Source organism: Bacteroides sp. AF25-5LB (assembly GCF_003602965.1).
Lineage (GTDB): Bacteria > Bacteroidota > Bacteroidia > Bacteroidales > Bacteroidaceae > Bacteroides > Bacteroides uniformis.
In genome coordinates, this window is the sequence record NZ_QTMC01000003.1 from 271,273 (window position 1) to 289,381 (window position 18,109).

Below are 18,109 nucleotides of genomic sequence, written 5' to 3' on the forward strand. Positions count from 1 at the left end.
TGTTTTTTGTTGTTATCTATCATTTAATGTTCGGGATGATTTGCGATAGGAAGCTGCGTACCTCGTCATGTGACGCTGCTTCGTGCACCACCAGCATGATGGTGTCATCTCCGGCAATGGTACCCAGAATGGCGGGACACTCTCGGTTGTCGATGTCGTAGGCCATGCTGCTGGCATATCCGGGCCGGGTACGGATGACGGCAATATTGCCCGAAAATTGAAGTGAAACGAATCCGCTTGTCATCAGCATTTCACTTGCACTCTGGTCGTTCGAACGTTTATACATGATGTTGTTGGGCAGCACATATACGTATTTACCGTTCATGTTCGCTGCTTTCGCTACTTTCAGCTGTTTCAAGTCGCGTGACAAGGTGGCTTGTGTCAGTTCAAAGCCTTCCTTGCTCAAAGCTTGCAACAGTTCTTCCTGAGAACTGACGTCTTTGCTTGAGATAATCATCTTGATGGCGTCTAACCGATTGGCTTTTTTCTTCATTTTCTGTATAATTATTCTAAGAGTAGTGCAAAATTAGGGATTATTTCGGAAAGAATATGCAAAAATGAGAGCTTTTTTATTCTTTTTATACATCGGGCGTACTGTATATGTTGTTTTTGTTCTCTTTGTTGGAGTCTTGTTTGTTCTTTTACGTTATTGGAGATTGTTTCCGTATGTCTTTGGTAAATGTTGATATAATATAGAATAGATATGCAATTGTCAAATCTGACACCCTTTCAATCAAAAACTGTACAAAAATTATATGCATAGAAATAGAATCCCTCAGGTTTTTACGTTGGTCCCAGATTGTTACGTTGCCCCCCCCCTCTCTTATGGTCGGGAAACCGGAGGAGAGGAGGGATGAAATAAAAAAGGCTTAACTTCTAAAAGTTAAGCCTTTTCTGTCGGAATGAGGCGACTCGAACGCCCGACCCCTACGTCCCGAACGTAGTGCGCTACCAACTGCGCTACATTCCGATTGCTTTTGAAAAGTGGTGCCACCAGGAATCGAACCGGGGACACAAGGATTTTCAGTCCTTTGCTCTACCAACTGAGCTATGGCACCTTTTTCGTTTGCGGGTGCAAAGATAAAGAGTTTTTTTTATACCGCAAGGCTTTTTGAGGAAAAATATCTAAAAAAGGTGCCTCTTGCTCTATGGAGCGAGGCACCTTACTTCTAAAAATCATTTGCTATCGAAGACATCAGTCGATATTCGGATTGATGCTGTGCCAGTCTTTGATGGCAGGCAGTACTCCCATTTCTATCACTTCGTCACGAAGTTTGCAGAGGTGGGCATAGCTTTCTTTCAGTTTGGCTTCTTCTTCGGGTGTGCCGTTCAGTTCCTTGTAGTGTACACCGTCTTTGGTAATTTCAGTTTCCATTGCCATCATGATGTGGTCGAAGCCGTGGCTGTGTACATATGTACCGGCAGGCCAGCGGAACGGTTTGCCACCCATCGCTGCAGCTATCATTTCGATAGAGACGTATGCCGGACTCTGGAAGGAAGAACGTCCACGGAGGGCGATGATGTTGGCACCGCCTTTGGTTACCTTAGTCTGGATTTCGACCCACTGCTCTTTAGTCAGGGCAGGGGTACCGATGATATCAAGTAACGGTTTACCGTCCACCTTGGCGGTAGAGGCATATACAGCCATCTGTTCACCATGACCGCCGTAGGTACGGCAATTTGCGATTTTGTCGGGGGCAATGCCGAAGTGCTTGGAAAGTTCACTGCGCAGGCGGGTGCTGTCGAGGGCAGCCAGTGTGGTCACTTGTGAAGGTTTCAGGCCGGAATACAATAGGGTAATCAGACCGGTGATGTCGGCAGGGTTGAAAATGACAACCACGTGCTTCACATCCGGACAGTAGGCTTTTACATTCTTACCGAATTCTTCGGCAATAGCGGCATTGCCTTTCAAAAGGTCTTCGCGGGTCATGCCGGCCTTGCGGGCGGCACCGCCTGATGATACCACATACTTGGCACCGGTCAGCGCTTCTTTGATATCGGAGGTAAATGTGATGTTCATTCCTTCGAATCCGCAGTGGAACAGCTCTTCGGCCACACCTTCCAGTCCGGGAGCATAAGGGTCGTACAGACATAGGTTGGGAGTGAGATGCATCATGATTGCAGTCTGTGCCATGTTTGAACCGATCATGCCGGCTGCGCCGACGATTGTCAATTTGTCATTTGTCAGAAATTCCATAATCTTTTTTATTTAAAGGTGAGTAATATCTTTTCTTGCTGATTGTCACGATACAAAGATAACCCTTTTTGAAGAGAGTTGTTCATAGAAAAAAGTTATCTTTTAGAGCAAAAAGTTATTTCTTCTTTCCGAACTGCTGTATTGTACCTAAATTACTTATCTTTGTTGGGAAAATGAAGATAAGTAAGAAACTATGAGCATTGAGTTAGGAAAGTACAATACGCTGGAAGTGGTGAAGGAGGTAGCCTTCGGCATGTATCTGGACGGTGGCGAAGAAGGTGAAATTCTGCTTCCGTCGCGTTATGTCCCCCAAGACTGTAAGGTGGGAGACAAACTGAACGTTTTTATATATCTTGATAACGAAGAACGTCTGGTAGCCACTACTCTGACACCGTTAGTGCAGGTCGGGCAGTTTGCCTGCTTGGAGGTGGCGTGGATAAACCAGTATGGTGCTTTCCTTAACTGGGGATTGATGAAGGATCTTTTCGTCCCCTTCCGCGAACAGAAAATGAAGATGCAGGTGGGAAAGAAGTATGTGGTTCATGCCCATTTGGATGATGAAAGCTATCGTATCGTGGCATCGGCCAAGGTAGACCGTTATCTTTCCAAAGAGAAGGCCGCCTATGAGTCGGGGCAGGAGGTGGATATCCTGATTTGGCAGAAGACGGATTTGGGATTCAAGGCGATCATCAACGATGAATATAGCGGCTTGCTATATGAGAGCGAGATATTTCAGCCACTGCACACGGGCATGAGGATGAAAGCCTATGTGAAGCAGGTACGTGAAGACGGCAAGATAGACCTGCTGCTTCAAAAAACGGGGCAGGCTAAAGTAGAAGATTTCTCAGCTACGCTGCTGGACTATATCCGTGAACAGGGCGGACGGATAGCTTTGAATGACAAGAGTCCGGCAGAAGAAATCTATGCAACTTTCGGTGTCAGCAAGAAAACCTTCAAAAAGGCTGTGGGAGATTTGTACAAAAAACATCTGGTTGTATTGGAGGAAGATGGAATCAGGATTAGGAATTAGTCCCAGTCATTAGGAATTTCCCTACTTGTAAATAGAGACAATCATTAGGGAGGGGAATTTCCTCTCCCTATTTTTGTCGTACAATAAAAAAAGAAAAGTCATGATACGTCATTTGATATTAAGTGTTTGTCTAGTTCTGGTAGCGTTTCCCGCAATAAAAGCGGCGCCCATAGACGGAATCCGTATAGAAAGTCCATACCGTAGAGTGGTGGTATTGGTCGACGGACAGCAGGTTTGCCTGCCTACTTTCAGTTGTTTTGTAGCCAATCTGCGTGGTAGTTGTCGGGTGGAGGTTTATGAAGCGCCATCCCGTGGGGGGAATCCCCGAAGAGGAAAACTCCTATATGATGAACGTGTGCATTGCTCCATCAATGAAGTGGAAGATATTTTCATTCCAGAGGACAAAAGACCTGGTGGAAACTGGGGTACTTCTAATCATCACAAGCCTGGCAGACCCGGTGACAGACCGTCAGGGGGCGGGCAGTATGAACGGGTAATGTCTCCCTCTGCCTTCGAACAGTTTATGGGGCTGATGGAAAAACAGAGTTTCGATTCAGACCGTAAGGAAGTGCTCGACCATGCCTTGCTGACCTCTTGGTTCACTACTGACCAGTGTATCCGTCTGATGGATTTTTATCGTTTCGACAGTGAAAAGAAGCAGTTGATGAAGAAGATTTATCCTAAAATAGTCGATAAACCGAATTTCTATTATGCGATAGACAAGCTGACCTTCTCGTCGGACAAGAACGAGATAAATGCCTTCATCAAACAATATCATGAGAAGAATAACTAAAAAAGGAGGGATTATGAAACGGATTATATTTATATTTCTTGCCGCTATGATGAGCACAGCTGTTTGCAGTGCGGCAATGAGCAACAGCAAAGTGCGTAAAGAGACCCGCTTTCTTACGGACAAGATGGCCTATGAATTGAACCTGAATACAGAACAGTATAATGACGTGTACGAAATAAACTATGATTTCATTTCCGGTATACGCTATCTGATGGATGACGTTCTTCGGGGGGAGGAATGGGCCTTGAATCGCTATTACGATTATCTGGATGTGCGCAATGACGATCTTCGATGGGTGCTGAATAACCGGCAGTATGGCCGTTTCATGCAGGCCGCCTATTTTTACCGTCCGGTTTATGTAAGTGGTGGGCGTTGGTCTTTTAGGGTTTACATCACTTACACCAACCATAATCATTTCTATTTCCCGCGGCCGTATCATTACCGTACATATTGCGGTGGGCATTGTCGTACGCACTATCACAACAGCTATTATCGCGGTCGTTACCATCATCCGCACTATACCGGTTCGTGGAGCATTCGGAATGATAAGTCGTACCACACCAGCCGCCGTTCAGATTTCGGTTCGGTGAACATCCGCCCAAATTCGCATAAGCGTCCGGCAGGCAGGGATGATGTATATACCACGCGACGTAGCAACGGTAGTAATAATCGCATTAGTACAGGTACACGTAACAGCAGTACGCGACGTAGTAGTGTGGATAGTGGCAGAAAGTCGAGTAAAGAGAAAATAGAAACCACAAGAACTAAAAATAATGATAAGAGCCCCAGCCGTAGCAGGGTAAAGACGGAAAGTAAGGAAAGAAGAAATGCTTCCGGCGTACGGAATTCCGAAAGCCGTCGCAGCAGCTCTTCAAGCACTACCCGCAGTAGCTCTTCCCGTTCTTCGGAAAATACAAGGAGATAGAAGAACAAAAAACTCCCCTCTCGCCTGCATGAAGCAGGGAGAGGGGAGAATCAAACACAACAACTAAAATTATACTTCGTTTTTTACTCAATCGGTTCTCCTTTATAGAAATCCAGAATCTTGGTACGGAACAGATAGTCATACTTGGCCTGCAGTTCGTCTGATTGGGATTTCATAAGGTTTTGTTTTGCTTCATTGTATTCCACGGCATTTGCTTTACCATTTTCATATTTCTCGCTCATCAGCTTGAAAGATTCTTCGCTGGCAACGGTGGCTGTATGGCTGCTGGTATATTTGCTTTCGGCAGCGGCGGCGTTGTACCATGCTTGCTGGATTTCCTTGTAAAGCGTCTTTTTGGCATCATCCAGTTGCAAGGCATAGTTTTCACGTTGCAGGCGTGCCGTGCGCACCCGGTTACGGGTAGAGAGGCGGTTGAAAATAGGTACGCTGAGGTTGAAGCCTACATATTTGTTGAAGTTATCGTTCATCTGCTGGCTGAAGGTGCGGTCAATGGTAGAATAGTAATTTGTACCGAGACTACCGTTCAAGCTCAGTTGTGGGTAGTAGTTGCTCTGGGCAATGCGGATGCTATGCTTGCTGCCTTCCAGACGGAACTGTGCCGCCTGAATGGAGGCTTTGCTTACCATAGCTGTTTGGAATATTTCATCCGGAGGAGTGAGAGGAACCAGCTCCAGATTGACTGCCGGAGATTCCAGACTGAACCCTTCAGGTGTTTCCAGCTCGATAAGCTGGCTGAGGTCGAGCAGAGCCAACTTATAATTATTGTTCGTCTGTACCACATTCATCTCGTCTTGTGCCACACGTGCTTTGGCTTCTGCCAGTTCTGCCGGAGAAGCCTTGCCCAGTTCTGCTAGCCGGCTGATACGGACATATTGCTCTTTACTCAGTTGTACTTGTCCCAGCGCCACCTGGTGGAGCTCTTCATTGAACAGCACTTGCAGGTAGGCTGAAGCTATATTGATGGCAATATCTTCCTTGGCTTTGTCCAGGTCGGCAATGGCAGCTTTGAGGTTCAGTTTGGCCAATGCATACTGGTGGGGAATTTCCAGACCGGTAAAAATAGGTATGCTGGTATTGACGGACATGTTGGTTCCGTGACTGCTGGTGTTGACGTATACAGTGGAGTAGTCTCCCGTATCCTCGTTCTTGATGGCTGTTTGCGTACGTCCCCAGTTCCAGCTCTGGCCGGCACTGGCATTCAGGTTCGGCAGTCGTGCCCATTTGGCTGTATTTACCTCGACAGCACTCTGTTCGGCAGCGTTGGCTGTTTGGCGGATACTGATGTTATGCTCGATGGCATAGTCTATGCATTGGCGCAAAGACCAGCGTTCCTGCGCCTGCACTGAGATACTGCCGAATATGGCGAGGTATAAGAATATCTTTTTATTCATGTCGTATATCTTTTTAAGCTATTCCGTTTGTTAATCCTTTTTCTCTGCACCGCGAAGCTTATCCTGGGCACTGATGCCGCTTTTGATGGCAATCTTTATGCCGTCGCTCATGCCGACCTGTATGGGACGGCGTTCGAACTTTTGTACCGGTACGCTGTCCGTCATTACGTATACAAAGGTGCTGTCCCCATTGAATTCAACAGTACTTTCCGGAACGGCAAGCGTTTTCTGGGCACGGTCCAATACGATTTCTGCGTTGGCAGAATAGCCGGAACGTATCTGTACGCTGTCCGGTGCGGCAATGGCAGCTTTGATTTCAAACTGGTTGGCACCGTTTTCTTCCACACCCTTCGGAGATATGTATTCCAGTGTGGCATCGAACGAAAGATTCTGCAGGGCGCCGATTGTCAGTTTCACCGGCATACCTTCGTGTACACGGCCCACTTCCGTTTCGTCAATGTTGCCGCGGAAAATCAAATCGTTCATGTTAGCAACGGTAGCGATAGTGGTTCCGTCATTGAAGGTGTTACTCATGATAACCGAGTTACCGACTTTGATGGGCACATCCAGAATCAGACCGGTAATGGTGGAACGAATCAGCGTACTACTGAAAGAGGCGCTGTTCTTGGTGATGCCTTCCTTTACAATTTCCAAGTTGTCTTTTGCAGTCTGCAGTTCCTCGCGTGCTTGCTTTACACTTACCTCTCCTTTTTCATACTCTTCAGCGCTGATAAGCTTGTCGTTGTACAACTTCTGGGTACGTGCGAAGTCTGTTTCGGCTTGGGCAGCGTTGATTTCCGCCAACCGTACGCGGCTTTCGGCTGAGTTTAATGTGCCTAGTTCTGGAATAACCTTCACTTTGGCAATCACTTCGCCTTGTTTTATGCTTTGTCCGGCCTCCTTGTACACTTCAGATATGATACCGGAAATCTGCGGTTTAATGAGTACTTCGTCTCTTGGTTCCACTTTGCCGGTGGCTACGGTGGTCTTTTCGAGGTCTGTCACTTCCGGAACTACTGTTTCGTATACCTTTACTTTAGGTTGGGACTTCTGATATAGGAATATAAATGTCCAGATAAACAAGGCAGCTATTACTACCAATAATGCAATTTTCAGATACTTTTTAGTTCTCATCTTATATTTATGATTTAATTATTTACTATTGATATAGTAACCATTGTTTCATGGTTTACGGTAGATAATCTTTTATAGGTTTATTCATCCCTGATTGCTTCAATTGGTTTGATTGCCATGGCGCGATAGGCAGGTGCCAGTCCGGCAAGCACTCCCAATGCGATGAGGAGGATGCAAGTTCCGATAGCCAGTCCGAATGAAACCTGGTAGTGGGTTTTGATAACTCCAGGGTCGTTGGCAGCCTTTTCAAGTATTTGCAGTACAAATACGGCAAAAGAAATGCCTGCCATACCCGCTATAGTGGTCAGTACCATGCTTTCCGAAAGAATTTGTTGCAGGATGTCTTTAGGACGGGCACCGATGGCACGCCGTATGCCTATTTCCGTAGTACGCTCCTTGACGGTTACCATCATGATATTCGATACGCCGATGGCTCCGGCGAACAATGTACCCAGACCTACCATCCAAATAAGAAAGTGTACTCCGGTCATCAGGTTGTCCATCATAGAGAACATAGCTTCCGCATTCAGGAACATGACGGCTTGTTTGTCATCGGGAGCAATGTAATGCGCTGCTTTTACGAGGCGTTCCACTTCGGGCTGTACGTCTTTTACTTTTATTCCCGGTTTCATGATGAAACATACCACATCCAGTTTCTTTCCGAGGTTGTAGGTCTGCTGCATGGTGGAGAAAGGCAATACAATGGCTTCGGAGGCTTGTCCTTGTATGTTGACATTGCCTTCGGATGAACACATTCCGATAATCCGGTAATAGATTCCGTTCACCCGAACGTATTTGCCGCAGGGGTCTTCTCCCGGTTTAAAGAGACTTTCGTATACACGTTTGCCGATAACACACACTTTACGTGACTCTTTGATGTCGACGTCGTTGATAAAACGGCCGTAAGTCATTTCCTGATGTTCTATCTGCTCATACTCCGGGTACAGCCCCTTTACACTACATTCATATTTGTTTTCTCCATAGACAGCGGTCTGTCCCCAAAGGGCAAATGAAGGCGTGGCGAGTGCGATGCCGTCCACACTGCGCACACGGTCCACATCTTCCATCTCCAAGTCCCACCAGCGTCCCTTGCGGAATCCCTTGTAGGCTTCGCTTGTCTTTTGTGCGGCGATAAAGCCCGAGTTGGTCGCAAATCCTTCGAACTGGGATTTCAGTTCTTCCTGCATGCCTTGTCCGCCACCGATGAGTGCTACCAGCATAAAGATGCCCCAGAATACACCGAATGCAGTCAGCAGGCTTCTTGTCTTGTTTCTTGTTATTGTGATGAGGATTTCCTCACATGTATCTATGTCTATTTTCATAATCTTTAATCTGCTCTAAGTGCTTCGATAGGACTGATACTCACGGCTTTCTTTGCCGGGAAGAATCCGGCAAGTGTACCTGCTATGATGAGGGTCAGTGTGGCTTGGACGGCAATGCTGAGGTCTACGGTGGGATCGGAGAACATGGTCTGCTGGAACATGCCGGCATCCATCGTCTGGTTACCGAAAGCAGAGTTCATCCATTCCGTCACCCCGATGCCTGCCACCATACCGATATAACCGAATAGCGTAGTGATAGTCACGCTTTCCACAATAATCAGCCAAAGGATGGAGAAGGGCTTTGCTCCCAGTGCCTTGCGGATACCGAATTCACGGGTACGTTCTTTAACGGTAATCAGCATGATATTCGATACACCGACAATACCGCTCAACAAGGTAAAGATACCGATAACCCAGATGGCGGTGCGTAGAATACCCATTGCGTTTTGGGCTTGCAGATAGTTGGTGAAACGGTTCCATATCCAGATGGCGCTGTCGTCGGTAGGGTCGAAGCGATGGTTGGTGGCAATGGCTTTACGGTATTCTTTTTCAAAGGCCTCATTGCTTTCTATACTGCTCAGGTTCTTGGTCGTGAAGATGATGTTATTCAACTTGTCTCCTTTATTGTAGATGGTCTGTAAGGTGGAGAAAGGAATGTAGGCCTCGTTTGCCTCGCGGTCTCCCTGGTCATTGTAGAGCCCCACTACCTGATAGGCCACTCCACCTGCATTGACAAATTGTCCGATAGGTTCGGTATGTGTTTTGCCGAAGAGGATATCTGCGGATTTCTTATGGAGGATGATTACTTTACGCCGGTCTTTCAGATCGCTGTGGTTGATGAAACGTCCGTCTGCCGTCTTCACGGTTTCCACTTCTGTGTAGTTAGGGTATACGCCCAGCAGGGAGATATTGATATATTCTTGTCCAAAACTGACGTTTACATTGCTCTGGCGTACTGTGGCACCGGCACTAATGACATTTTCTGTAAATTGCTTTTCCGTGTCGTCCATGTCCCGATTGTCCAGTTGGATGAAACGTCCTTCCTTCAGACCGTCGTATGATTTGGTAGTCCAGCCGGGAAAAATGCGGATGGAGTTCAAGGCACGTTCCGACGCATTCTGTTCGAAAGCATGTATGATGCCGTTCCCGGCTCCGAGCAATACGATGAGCATGAAGATGCCCCATGCTACGGCAAAGCCCGTCAGGAACGTACGCAGCTTGTTACGTTTGATGGTTCCGTATATTTCTTGCCAAAGGTCTATCATTGATAATTAAAGATTAAGAATTAAAAATTAAAGAAAGAAGGGAAAGAGGGCTCTTCCTTCATTATTTCATGAACCCGTCTTTTCCGAACGGGCTTGCATCGTGATTCAAGTTTGTTTCGATGCTGCCTATGACGCCGTCTTTGATGTGGATAATCTTGTCCGTCTGGTTGGCAACGCCGCTTTCGTGGGTCACGACTACGATGGTCATGCCCGTATCGTGCAGTTCCTTCAGAATCTGCATCACCTCTACGGAAGTCTTGCTGTCGAGCGCGCCGGTAGGTTCGTCGGCAAGGATAATCTGCGGCTGGGTGATGAGGGCGCGGGCGATGGCTACACGCTGTTTCTGTCCGCCGGACATTTCGTTGGGCATGTGGTGTGCCCAGTCTTTTAAGCCCAGGCGGTCGAGGTACTCCAATGCCATCGCATTGCGTTTCCGTCGGCTCACTCCTTGATAAAAGAGGGGAAGTGCCACATTTTCTACTGCGTTCTTGAATGAAATCAGATTGAAGGACTGGAAGATGAAGCCAATCATGCGGTTGCGGTACTCGGCAGCCTTCGTCTCGCTGAGATTTTTGATAAGAGTACCGTTCAGATAGTATTCTCCGGTGTCATAATTATCCAGAATGCCCAGTATATTGAGTAAAGTGGACTTTCCCGAACCCGATGAGCCCATGATGGAAACAAATTCACCCTTCTGAATGTCGAGGTTGATGCCTTTGAGCACGTGCAGTGGTGCTCCGTTGTAATAGGTCTTGTTAATGTCTTTTAGTTGTATCACTGTTTTCCCTGTTTTTTTGCTTTACTCTTATTAATTTTCACTATTAGACGCAGCTATGCTACGAAAAGTTGCAAAAGTTGCAAACTTTTTTAAAAAAAGATTTTGCAGTGTCGTTTTTCTTTGTGATTTTTGTAACCATGAATATGATTAACTAACCCTTTAAACAAACGTAGTATCATGAATTCAAACATGGAAAAGCCCTATGTAGTGGGCATTGACATAGGCGGAACGAACACCGTCTTTGGTATTGTAGACGCACGCGGAACTATTATTGCAAGCAGTTCCATCAAAACCGGAGCTTATGAAGACGTCAATGATTATGTAGACGAAGTTTGCAAGAATCTGTTGCCGCTCATTATTGCCAATGGCGGTGTAGACAAGATAAAAGGTATCGGTATCGGCGCTCCTAACGGAAACTATTACAGCGGTACCATTGAGTTTGCCCCGAATCTTCCTTGGAAGGGCGTAATTCCTTTGGCTGCCATGTTTGAGGAGCGTTTGGGTATTCCTACCGCTTTGACAAACGACGCCAATGCTGCCGGTATCGGTGAAATGACTTACGGTGCGGCTCGCGGTATGAAAGACTTTATCATGATTACGCTGGGCACCGGTGTAGGTAGCGGTATCGTTATTAACGGTCAGATGGTATATGGCCATGACGGTTTTGCCGGAGAGTTGGGACATACTATTATCCGTCGTGAAAACGGTCGTCTCTGCGGATGCGGACGTCACGGTTGTCTGGAAACTTACTGCTCGGCTACGGGTGTGGCACGTTCTGCCCGTGAGTTCCTGACCAAGAGTACCGAGCCAAGCTTGTTGCGCGACATTCCAGCAGAAAACATTACTTCCAAGGATGTGTATGATGCAGCTGTGAAGGGCGACAAGATTGCTCAAGACATTTTTGAGTTTACCGGAACTATCTTGGGTGAGGCTTTGGCCGATTTCATTGCTTTCTCCAGCCCGGAAGCTATCGTACTGTTCGGTGGTCTGGCAAAAGCGGGCGACTATATCTTCAAGCCTATCCAGAAAGCCATTGATGACAATGTATTGAATATCTACAAAGGCAAGACTAAGTTGCTGGCTTCCGAGTTGAAGGACTCTGATGCCGCTGTGCTGGGTGCCAGTGCATTGGGCTGGGAGCTGAGAGATACCAAGTAATCGATATCAGGGAAACTGATAAAGGAGGGGGATGTGTCAAAACTCCCCTTTTCTCGAAATCACCCTCGCTACAACTACCTGTGGCGAGGGTGATTTTTAGTTTAGGAGAGTTTCGACACACCTTTTTTCTTTAGTGGCACATATTCCTCAGCAATAAAGTTATGTCACAAGTTGCTTCCACACTTCCACCCATTCTCTGTATCCCTTTATTCATCGGGGTTGCGGATGCTGTGGAAGCAACTTGAAAAGGTGGAAGCAAAAGTTGCTTCCACCTTAAATTTACACCAAATAATCTATTAATATATTGTAGTACAATAAATTAATAGGATATGGAGCAATTTGCCAATATCGTGTAAACAAGCTATTGGTTTCCTGCAAACACGGTATTAACTTTGTAAAAGCCCGTGCGATAATAGGTGGAAGCCAGGCATTCGGTATGGATAAGATAGGTATTCAGTATGGAAAAGCTATGCCTATGACAGCTGTTTAACGGCCGTGAGGCGCTCGTCTAACGGCCATAAAGCGCTTTGTTGACGGTCGTTAGCAGAGCGCCTTACGGCCGTTGGGCGCTGATAAACTAACGTATCAGCAAGAAGAAAGGCTTATGTGAAAGGAAAGGAGCGCAGGCTTACAGTGTTTGGAATGAGGTCGTAGGAGTAGAGTATTGCATGGTGTATGCATACTGTGTATATTACTAAAAAAGGGAAACTGACATTGTCAACTTCCCTTTTTTATTTCGAAATAGGAGTCTGGAATTAACCGTTAACTCTTTTTTCTTTGATTCTTGCTTTCTTACCGGTAAGAGCGCGCAGGTAGTACAGTTTAGCGCGACGAACTTTACCCACTTTGTTCACTTCGATGCTGTCGATAGCCGGTGATTCAATCGGGAAAATACGTTCTACGCCTATGGTTCCTGACATCTTACGTACTGTAAAACGTTTCTTGTCTCCATGTCCGGCAATCTTGATAACAACACCACGGTACAGCTGTACACGTTCCTTGTTACCCTCGACAATACGATATGCTACTGTTACAGTGTCACCTGCCTTGAAGCTCGGGTGCTGTTTTCCGGTAGCAAATGCTTCTTCTGCAATTTTAATTAAATCCATTGTTTTTATTATTAAATTGTTTCATCGTTACAACGCAACATACCAGGCTTCTCTCTTGGTGTCCTGACAGCGATTGCGCGAAAGCGGTGCAAAGAAACGAATTATTTGCCAGATACACAAGTGCTTCAAGTTTTTTTTCGCCAGTTGGGATGATTTTTGAGCGTTTCATTCTGCTAAACGCAAGTCTAAATAATCGGTTAATTGTGTGGCTCAGTCGCAAAAGAAAAGTATATTTGTAGCAATTTAAAACTAAATGAATATGAAGAAACAAACTTTCAGTCTCCTTGCGGGGGCAGTGTTGGCGGTTGCGCTTCTATTGGTTTCCTGCCATTCTTCCTACGAAGTGACCAAGGTAGAGGGAGGCAGAATTCCCATGAACTCTGTCTGGGATGCCGAGCCGGATGCCGAAGCCGTGGCTCTGCTGGCGCCTTACAAGGCCCGGATGGACAGCGTTATGTATCATGTGGTGGGAACCGCAGAAATGTCGATGGACAGATTCCGGCCCGAAAGCCTTTTATCCAATCTGATTGCAGATGTACTGCGTGAGGCTGCGGTGGAAGTGCTGGGCAAACCGGCCGATATGGGGCTGATCAATATCGGTGGAATCCGGAACTCCCTGACGGAAGGAGACATCACTACCGAAAACATCTATGAGATATTGCCTTTTGAGAATTCGCTCTGTGTGCTGACGATGAAAGGCTCTGCCATGAAGCACTTGTTTGAAAACATTGCGGTGAGACTTGGTGAAGGGGTGAGTGGTATACAGTTGGAAATCAGCAAGGATGGCAAGCTGCTCCAGGCTTCCATTGCCGGCAAGCCGGTGGAGGATGACCGTGACTATACGGTTGCCACGATTGATTATCTGGCTGATGGAAACGATGGAATGACGGCTTTCCTGCAGGCGGATAAAAGGGAGTGCCCGGATGGGGCTACACTGCGCGGTCTGTTCATGAAGTATGTGGAGAAGCAGACGGCAGCCGGCAAGAAGGTGACTTCGCGCATGGAGGGAAGAGTGGTCGTTAAAGAGTAAGCATTAAAAAAACAGAAGTTCTATGAAATATATGTATTCCTTGGCAGCCCTGCTGCTTTTCATGCTCCCCGCATCGGCACAGCAAGAGGAGCGTGTCATTACTGAAGAACCCCTTTGCCTGGTGTCCGCCGATTCTGTATCGTCCGGCCAATCCGGAAAACAACTGTTTATCCTGCACACCAGCGATACGCACAGCCGTATAGAACCCATCAGCGCCGGGGCTGCCGACGAGTATGCCGGGATGGGCGGTGTGGTGCGCCGTGCCGGTTTTGTAAAGCAGTTTCGCGGCAAGCATCCGGATATGTTGCTGCTGGATTGCGGAGACATCTCGCAAGGTACCCCTTATTATAACTTTTTCAAAGGCGAGCTGGAGGTCAAGATGATGAACCTCATGGGCTATGATGCCATGACGATAGGTAATCATGAATTTGATTTCGGACTTGAGAATATGGCGGAATTGTTCCGTATGGCGGATTTTCCCGTGGTCTGTTCCAATTATGACGTGACGGGTACGGTACTCGAAGGACTGGTGAAGCCTTATATCACCTTGGTGCGCGAAGGGGTGAAAATCGGAATCTTCGGCCTGGCCCCCAAGATGGAAGGGCTGGTGCAGGCGGATAAATGCGTAGGCATTGTCTACAACGACCCGATAAAGGTGGCCCAGGAAATGACAGACCTTCTCAGGGAGAAGGAGAATTGCGAGGTTGTGATTTGCATGTCTCATTTGGGTATCCGCAGTGCAAATCCCGAAGGCGCTTCCGACGAGAACCTGGTAGGCAAGACGCGTGGCATTGATGTCATTTTGGGAGGACATTCGCATACTTTTATGGAAAAGCCTGCCGTTTATCTGAATGCGGATGGCAAGAGCGTTCCCGTGCTGCACACCGGAAAGAGTGGCATCTATGTAGGAGAAATGGTACTTACTTTAACTGAAAAATAGCATGATGAAAAGACTCACCCTCCTTTTATGGGTTGCAGGATTGTTTATATTGGGATTATCTTCACTTCACGCCCAGACCGGAGGCCCGTTTCTTCCTTCGGCTGCAGACAACCGGTGCCGGCAATGGGTGGACTCCGTGTTGTCAGGCCTGAATGTACACGAAAAAGTGGGGCAGCTCATCGTTGCCACCATTCCGGCCAGAGCAGACAAGGCCACGAAAAAGCAGATGCGCGAGCTGGTAAAGAAATACAAGGTCGGTGGCTTGCTGTTTTCCGAAGGTACTCCGGAAGAGCAGGCTATCTTGACCAATATGGCCCGGAAGGATGCCAAGATTCCCGTTATGGTTACTTTCGATGGAGAGTGGGGACTGTCAATGAGGCTGAAAGGCGCTCCGGACTATCCCCGTAATGCCGCCTTGGGATGTATCGAGGACAATGGCTTGATTGAAGAATATGGACGTGAGGTGGCCCGCCAGTTCCGCGAATTGGGGGTACATGTCAATTTTGCACCCGATGCGGATGTCAATACGAATCCGCTGAACCCGGTGATACACGTACGCTCCTTTGGCGAAAACCCGCAGCGGGTGGCAGAAAAGGTGGTGGCATACAGCCGTGGGCTCGAAAGCGGGGGCATACTTTCTGTTTGCAAGCATTTCCCCGGGCATGGCGATACGGATGTGGATTCTCATAAGGCGCTTCCCGCCTTGCACTACGACCGTGTACGCCTGGACAGTGTGGAACTTTATCCCTTCAAGGAAATGGTACGTGCCGGATTGGGGGGTGTCATGGTAGGCCATCTGCAAGTGCAGGCGCTGGACCCGGACGGGGTGACTCCTTCTTCTTTGTCGCGGAATGTGGTGACCGGGTTGTTGAAGGATGAACTCGGCTTTAAAGGGCTGGTGTTTACCGATGCCTTGGACATGAAGGGTGTGTCTGCCATTCCGCAGGTAACTACCAAAGCGCTGCTGGCGGGAAATGATATGGTGCTGGTACAGTTCAATACGAAGAATGCGGTGCAGGAGCTGGTAGATGCAGTGGAGTCGGGACAACTGAGTAAGGACGAACTTGATGCCAAGTGCCGCAAGGTATTGATGTACAAGTATATGCTTGGTTTGAGAAACCGCCAGCCGCAACTTCGGGTCAGCGGAATGAGCTATCGCATCAATACGGAGGAAGCGCAGGCGTTGGCTGCCAAGTTGCGCCGTTCGGCAGTGACTGTATTGAACAATTATTTCGATGTCCTCCCGCTGGCACCGGTGGAAGGTGATATTGCCGTGCTCAGCATCGGAGAGAAGGAGGCGGATGCTCCCTTTGTGGAAGCTATGAAAAAGAATGCAGGCATCAGCCATTTCCACTTGCCTTGGAATGCCGATGAGGCTCTCTGGCAGGACGTGCAGGGGCAGTTGGCTGCTTTCCGTCGCGTGGTTATCAGCATCACCGGTTCGGCTTATGTCAGCGACCGTGATGTGGCCTTTCTGGAAGGCTTGAACCTGCGTGCTCCGCTGGTCTATACTTTTTTTACCTCTTACCGTACATTGCAACCTCTGGTGCCCGCACTTGCCAAATCCAGCGCTGTGGTGCTGGCACGTTCGGCAGAGACGGATTTGCAGCAGTACGTGGCTGATGTCCTTTTTGCCAAAAAACCGGCCAGTGGCAGGATGTCGATGAGTATCGGTAAACTGTTTCCGGCGGGAACGGGCTGCATGATTGAGCCGGGCATGAAACCGCGGAAGACAGTTCCGGAAGACTACGGCATGAAGTCGTATGTGCTGCAAGGTATCGATGCCGTTGCCCGAAAGGGACTGGAAGCGGGAGCTTATCCCGGTTGCCGCGTGCTGGTGTGGAAAGACGGACTGCCGGTATATGACAAAGGCTTCGGAACCCACTCTGATAAGGATACCACTACTGTCCGTTCTTCGGACCTTTTTGATTTGGCTTCGCTGACCAAGACTACGGCTACGTTGCTTGCCGTCATGAAACTGTATGATGAGGGCAAGATAAAACTGGATGACAAGGTTTCCGCTTATCTGCCCTTCTTGCGCAATGGCAACAAGCGGAACATTACCATCCGCGAACTTTTGTTCCACGAATCGGGGCTTCCTCCCTATATCCGCTTCTACCTGGACATCATAGACCCGAATTCGGTACACGGCCCGTACTCCCAGAGTTGGGTGGACGAGTGGCATCGTACGCAGGTAAGCGAGCATAGCTATTATTGTTCCGATTTTAAGTTCCGGAAAGGGATGGTGTCCGACAAGAATACACCGGTCTATACCCTGCACATGGCAGATGGCATGTGGCTGAACAAGAGTTTCAAGAATTCTATCCTTCAGCGGATAGCCAAGTGCGAGTTGGATGGTAAACGTTATGTTTACAGCGACCTCGGCTTCGTGTTGCTGCAGCAGGTGGTGGAGAAGGTGACGGAGCTGCCGATGGATTTGTACCTTGCCCGTGAGTTCTATGCTCCGATGGGATTGCAACGTACTATGTTTCTGCCTTTGACGAAGTTCACCAAAGCGGAAATCATGCCCACGGCATCCAATGACTTCCTGCGTCGCCAGGATATATGCGGATATGTGCATGACGAGACTGCTGCCTGCATGGGTGGGGTGTCTGGCAATGCAGGACTTTTCTCTACGGCCGAAGAGGTGGCAAAGGTTTATCAAATGTTGCTGAACGGCGGTGAATTCAATGGTAAGCGTTTCCTGAGTGAGGCAACCTGCCGTTTGTTTACGACGGAGAAATCCGCCATCAGCCGTCGCGGTCTGGGATTCGACAAGCCGGATGTATCCATTGTGAAGCGCAGCCCTTGTGCTCCTTCCGCTCCGGAAGCGGTATATGGACATACCGGATTTACCGGTACTTGTGCTTGGGTGGACCCGGAAAACAAGACGGTGTATGTATTCCTCAGCAACCGCTTGTGCCCCAATGTATGGAACACGAAACTGGGTGACATGAATATAAGAAGAGATATCCAGGAATTGATTTATAAAAGTATTATTCCGCAAATCCCCTAA

General features: G+C 47.9%; 15 protein-coding genes and 2 tRNA genes. 7 read left to right on the forward strand and 10 right to left on the reverse strand.

The features are described from left to right. Nucleotides 1-19: 19 nt before the first annotated feature. From argR to DWY57_RS05290, 4 genes are all read right to left on the reverse strand, one after another. The gene (argR, locus tag DWY57_RS05275; protein ID WP_005825113.1) at nt 20-493 is read right to left on the reverse strand and encodes an arginine repressor; all 474 of its coding nucleotides are present in this window, start codon (nt 491-493) and stop codon (nt 20-22) included. Nucleotides 494-897: 404 nt separating this feature from the next. Then, nucleotides 898-970, reverse strand: a tRNA-Pro gene (locus tag DWY57_RS05280). 15 nt (nt 971-985) lie between these two features. Next, nucleotides 986-1,058, reverse strand: a tRNA-Phe gene (locus DWY57_RS05285). Nucleotides 1,059-1,195: 137 nt separating this feature from the next. Next, complete coding sequence (locus DWY57_RS05290) at nt 1,196-2,197, reverse strand: malate dehydrogenase (protein ID WP_119961425.1); 1,002 nt, start codon at nt 2,195-2,197, stop codon at nt 1,196-1,198. 193 nt (nt 2,198-2,390) lie between these two features. Between DWY57_RS05290 and DWY57_RS05295 the strand changes: the two genes are divergently transcribed. The 3 genes from DWY57_RS05295 (at nt 2,391) to DWY57_RS05305 (ending at nt 4,945) form a co-directional block, all read left to right on the forward strand. Further along, complete coding sequence (locus DWY57_RS05295; RefSeq protein ID WP_117601213.1) at nt 2,391-3,227, forward strand: S1-like domain-containing RNA-binding protein; 837 nt, start codon at nt 2,391-2,393, stop codon at nt 3,225-3,227. 100 nt (nt 3,228-3,327) lie between these two features. Continuing rightward, entirely contained in the window at nt 3,328-4,020 is a 693-nt protein-coding gene (locus DWY57_RS05300; RefSeq protein ID WP_117601214.1) for a DUF4476 domain-containing protein, read from the forward strand. 13 nt (nt 4,021-4,033) lie between these two features. Next, on the forward strand, nt 4,034-4,945 hold the full coding sequence (locus DWY57_RS05305; RefSeq protein ID WP_119961426.1) for a hypothetical protein: 912 nt from the start codon (nt 4,034-4,036) through the stop codon (nt 4,943-4,945). Nucleotides 4,946-5,028: 83 nt separating this feature from the next. Here DWY57_RS05305 and DWY57_RS05310 read toward each other — a convergent pair whose 3' ends face one another. The 5 genes from DWY57_RS05310 to DWY57_RS05330 form a co-directional block, all read right to left on the reverse strand. Beyond that, nucleotides 5,029-6,357 (reverse strand): TolC family protein, encoded by a 1,329-nt coding sequence (locus DWY57_RS05310; RefSeq protein WP_117601216.1) that lies wholly within the window; start codon nt 6,355-6,357, stop codon nt 5,029-5,031. 30 nt (nt 6,358-6,387) lie between these two features. After that, a complete protein-coding gene (locus DWY57_RS05315; protein ID WP_117601217.1) occupies nt 6,388-7,491 on the reverse strand; it encodes an efflux RND transporter periplasmic adaptor subunit in 1,104 nt (367 codons plus the stop codon). 80 nt (nt 7,492-7,571) lie between these two features. Beyond that, nucleotides 7,572-8,813 (reverse strand): ABC transporter permease, encoded by a 1,242-nt coding sequence (locus DWY57_RS05320; RefSeq protein ID WP_117601218.1) that lies wholly within the window; start codon nt 8,811-8,813, stop codon nt 7,572-7,574. Between the two features lie 5 nt (nt 8,814-8,818). Beyond that, a complete protein-coding gene (locus tag DWY57_RS05325) occupies nt 8,819-10,078 on the reverse strand; it encodes an ABC transporter permease (protein WP_117601219.1) in 1,260 nt (419 codons plus the stop codon). Between the two features lie 61 nt (nt 10,079-10,139). Beyond that, nucleotides 10,140-10,856, reverse strand: a complete 717-nt coding sequence (locus DWY57_RS05330; RefSeq protein WP_117601220.1) for an ABC transporter ATP-binding protein — start codon at nt 10,854-10,856, stop codon at nt 10,140-10,142. 177 nt (nt 10,857-11,033) lie between these two features. Here DWY57_RS05330 and DWY57_RS05335 point away from each other — a divergent pair, with 177 nt between their 5' ends. Continuing rightward, nucleotides 11,034-12,014 (forward strand): ROK family protein, encoded by a 981-nt coding sequence (locus tag DWY57_RS05335; protein ID WP_117601221.1) that lies wholly within the window; start codon nt 11,034-11,036, stop codon nt 12,012-12,014. 755 nt (nt 12,015-12,769) lie between these two features. On the opposite strand, the gene rplS is transcribed toward DWY57_RS05335, so the two are convergent. Further along, nucleotides 12,770-13,123, reverse strand: coding sequence for a 50S ribosomal protein L19 (rplS, locus tag DWY57_RS05340; RefSeq protein ID WP_004292313.1), 354 nt, complete (start codon nt 13,121-13,123; stop codon nt 12,770-12,772). A gap of 259 nt (nt 13,124-13,382) precedes the next feature. Between rplS and DWY57_RS05345 the strand changes: the two genes are divergently transcribed. Genes DWY57_RS05345 through DWY57_RS05355 form a run of 3 tightly spaced genes read left to right on the forward strand, consistent with a single transcriptional unit; the run spans nt 13,383 to nt 18,109 of the window. Beyond that, on the forward strand, nt 13,383-14,153 hold the full coding sequence (locus DWY57_RS05345) for a 5'-nucleotidase (RefSeq protein ID WP_016273980.1): 771 nt from the start codon (nt 13,383-13,385) through the stop codon (nt 14,151-14,153). 22 nt (nt 14,154-14,175) lie between these two features. Then, nucleotides 14,176-15,093, forward strand: coding sequence for a metallophosphatase (locus DWY57_RS05350; RefSeq protein ID WP_117601222.1), 918 nt, complete (start codon nt 14,176-14,178; stop codon nt 15,091-15,093). 1 nt (nt 15,094) lies between these two features. Further along, a complete protein-coding gene (locus tag DWY57_RS05355) occupies nt 15,095-18,109 on the forward strand; it encodes a glycoside hydrolase family 3 N-terminal domain-containing protein (RefSeq protein WP_119961427.1) in 3,015 nt (1,004 codons plus the stop codon).

Excerpts from the sequence above, each read along its gene's own strand:
- argR (WP_005825113.1), bottom strand. The coding sequence starts at position 493 with ATGAAGAAAAAAGCCAATCGGTTAGACGCCATCAAGATGATTATCTCA.
- DWY57_RS05290 (WP_119961425.1), bottom strand. The coding sequence starts at position 2,197 with ATGGAATTTCTGACAAATGACAAATTGACAATCGTCGGCGCAGCCGGC.
- DWY57_RS05295 (WP_117601213.1), top strand. The coding sequence starts at position 2,391 with ATGAGCATTGAGTTAGGAAAGTACAATACGCTGGAAGTGGTGAAGGAG.
- DWY57_RS05300 (WP_117601214.1), top strand. The coding sequence starts at position 3,328 with ATGATACGTCATTTGATATTAAGTGTTTGTCTAGTTCTGGTAGCGTTT.
- DWY57_RS05305 (WP_119961426.1), top strand. The coding sequence starts at position 4,034 with ATGAAACGGATTATATTTATATTTCTTGCCGCTATGATGAGCACAGCT.
- DWY57_RS05310 (WP_117601216.1), bottom strand. The coding sequence starts at position 6,357 with ATGAATAAAAAGATATTCTTATACCTCGCCATATTCGGCAGTATCTCA.
- DWY57_RS05315 (WP_117601217.1), bottom strand. The coding sequence starts at position 7,491 with ATGAGAACTAAAAAGTATCTGAAAATTGCATTATTGGTAGTAATAGCT.
- DWY57_RS05320 (WP_117601218.1), bottom strand. The coding sequence starts at position 8,813 with ATGAAAATAGACATAGATACATGTGAGGAAATCCTCATCACAATAACA.
- DWY57_RS05325 (WP_117601219.1), bottom strand. The coding sequence starts at position 10,078 with ATGATAGACCTTTGGCAAGAAATATACGGAACCATCAAACGTAACAAG.
- DWY57_RS05335 (WP_117601221.1), top strand. The coding sequence starts at position 11,034 with ATGAATTCAAACATGGAAAAGCCCTATGTAGTGGGCATTGACATAGGC.
- rplS (WP_004292313.1), bottom strand. The coding sequence starts at position 13,123 with ATGGATTTAATTAAAATTGCAGAAGAAGCATTTGCTACCGGAAAACAG.
- DWY57_RS05345 (WP_016273980.1), top strand. The coding sequence starts at position 13,383 with ATGAAGAAACAAACTTTCAGTCTCCTTGCGGGGGCAGTGTTGGCGGTT.
- DWY57_RS05350 (WP_117601222.1), top strand. The coding sequence starts at position 14,176 with ATGAAATATATGTATTCCTTGGCAGCCCTGCTGCTTTTCATGCTCCCC.
- DWY57_RS05355 (WP_119961427.1), top strand. The coding sequence starts at position 15,095 with ATGATGAAAAGACTCACCCTCCTTTTATGGGTTGCAGGATTGTTTATA.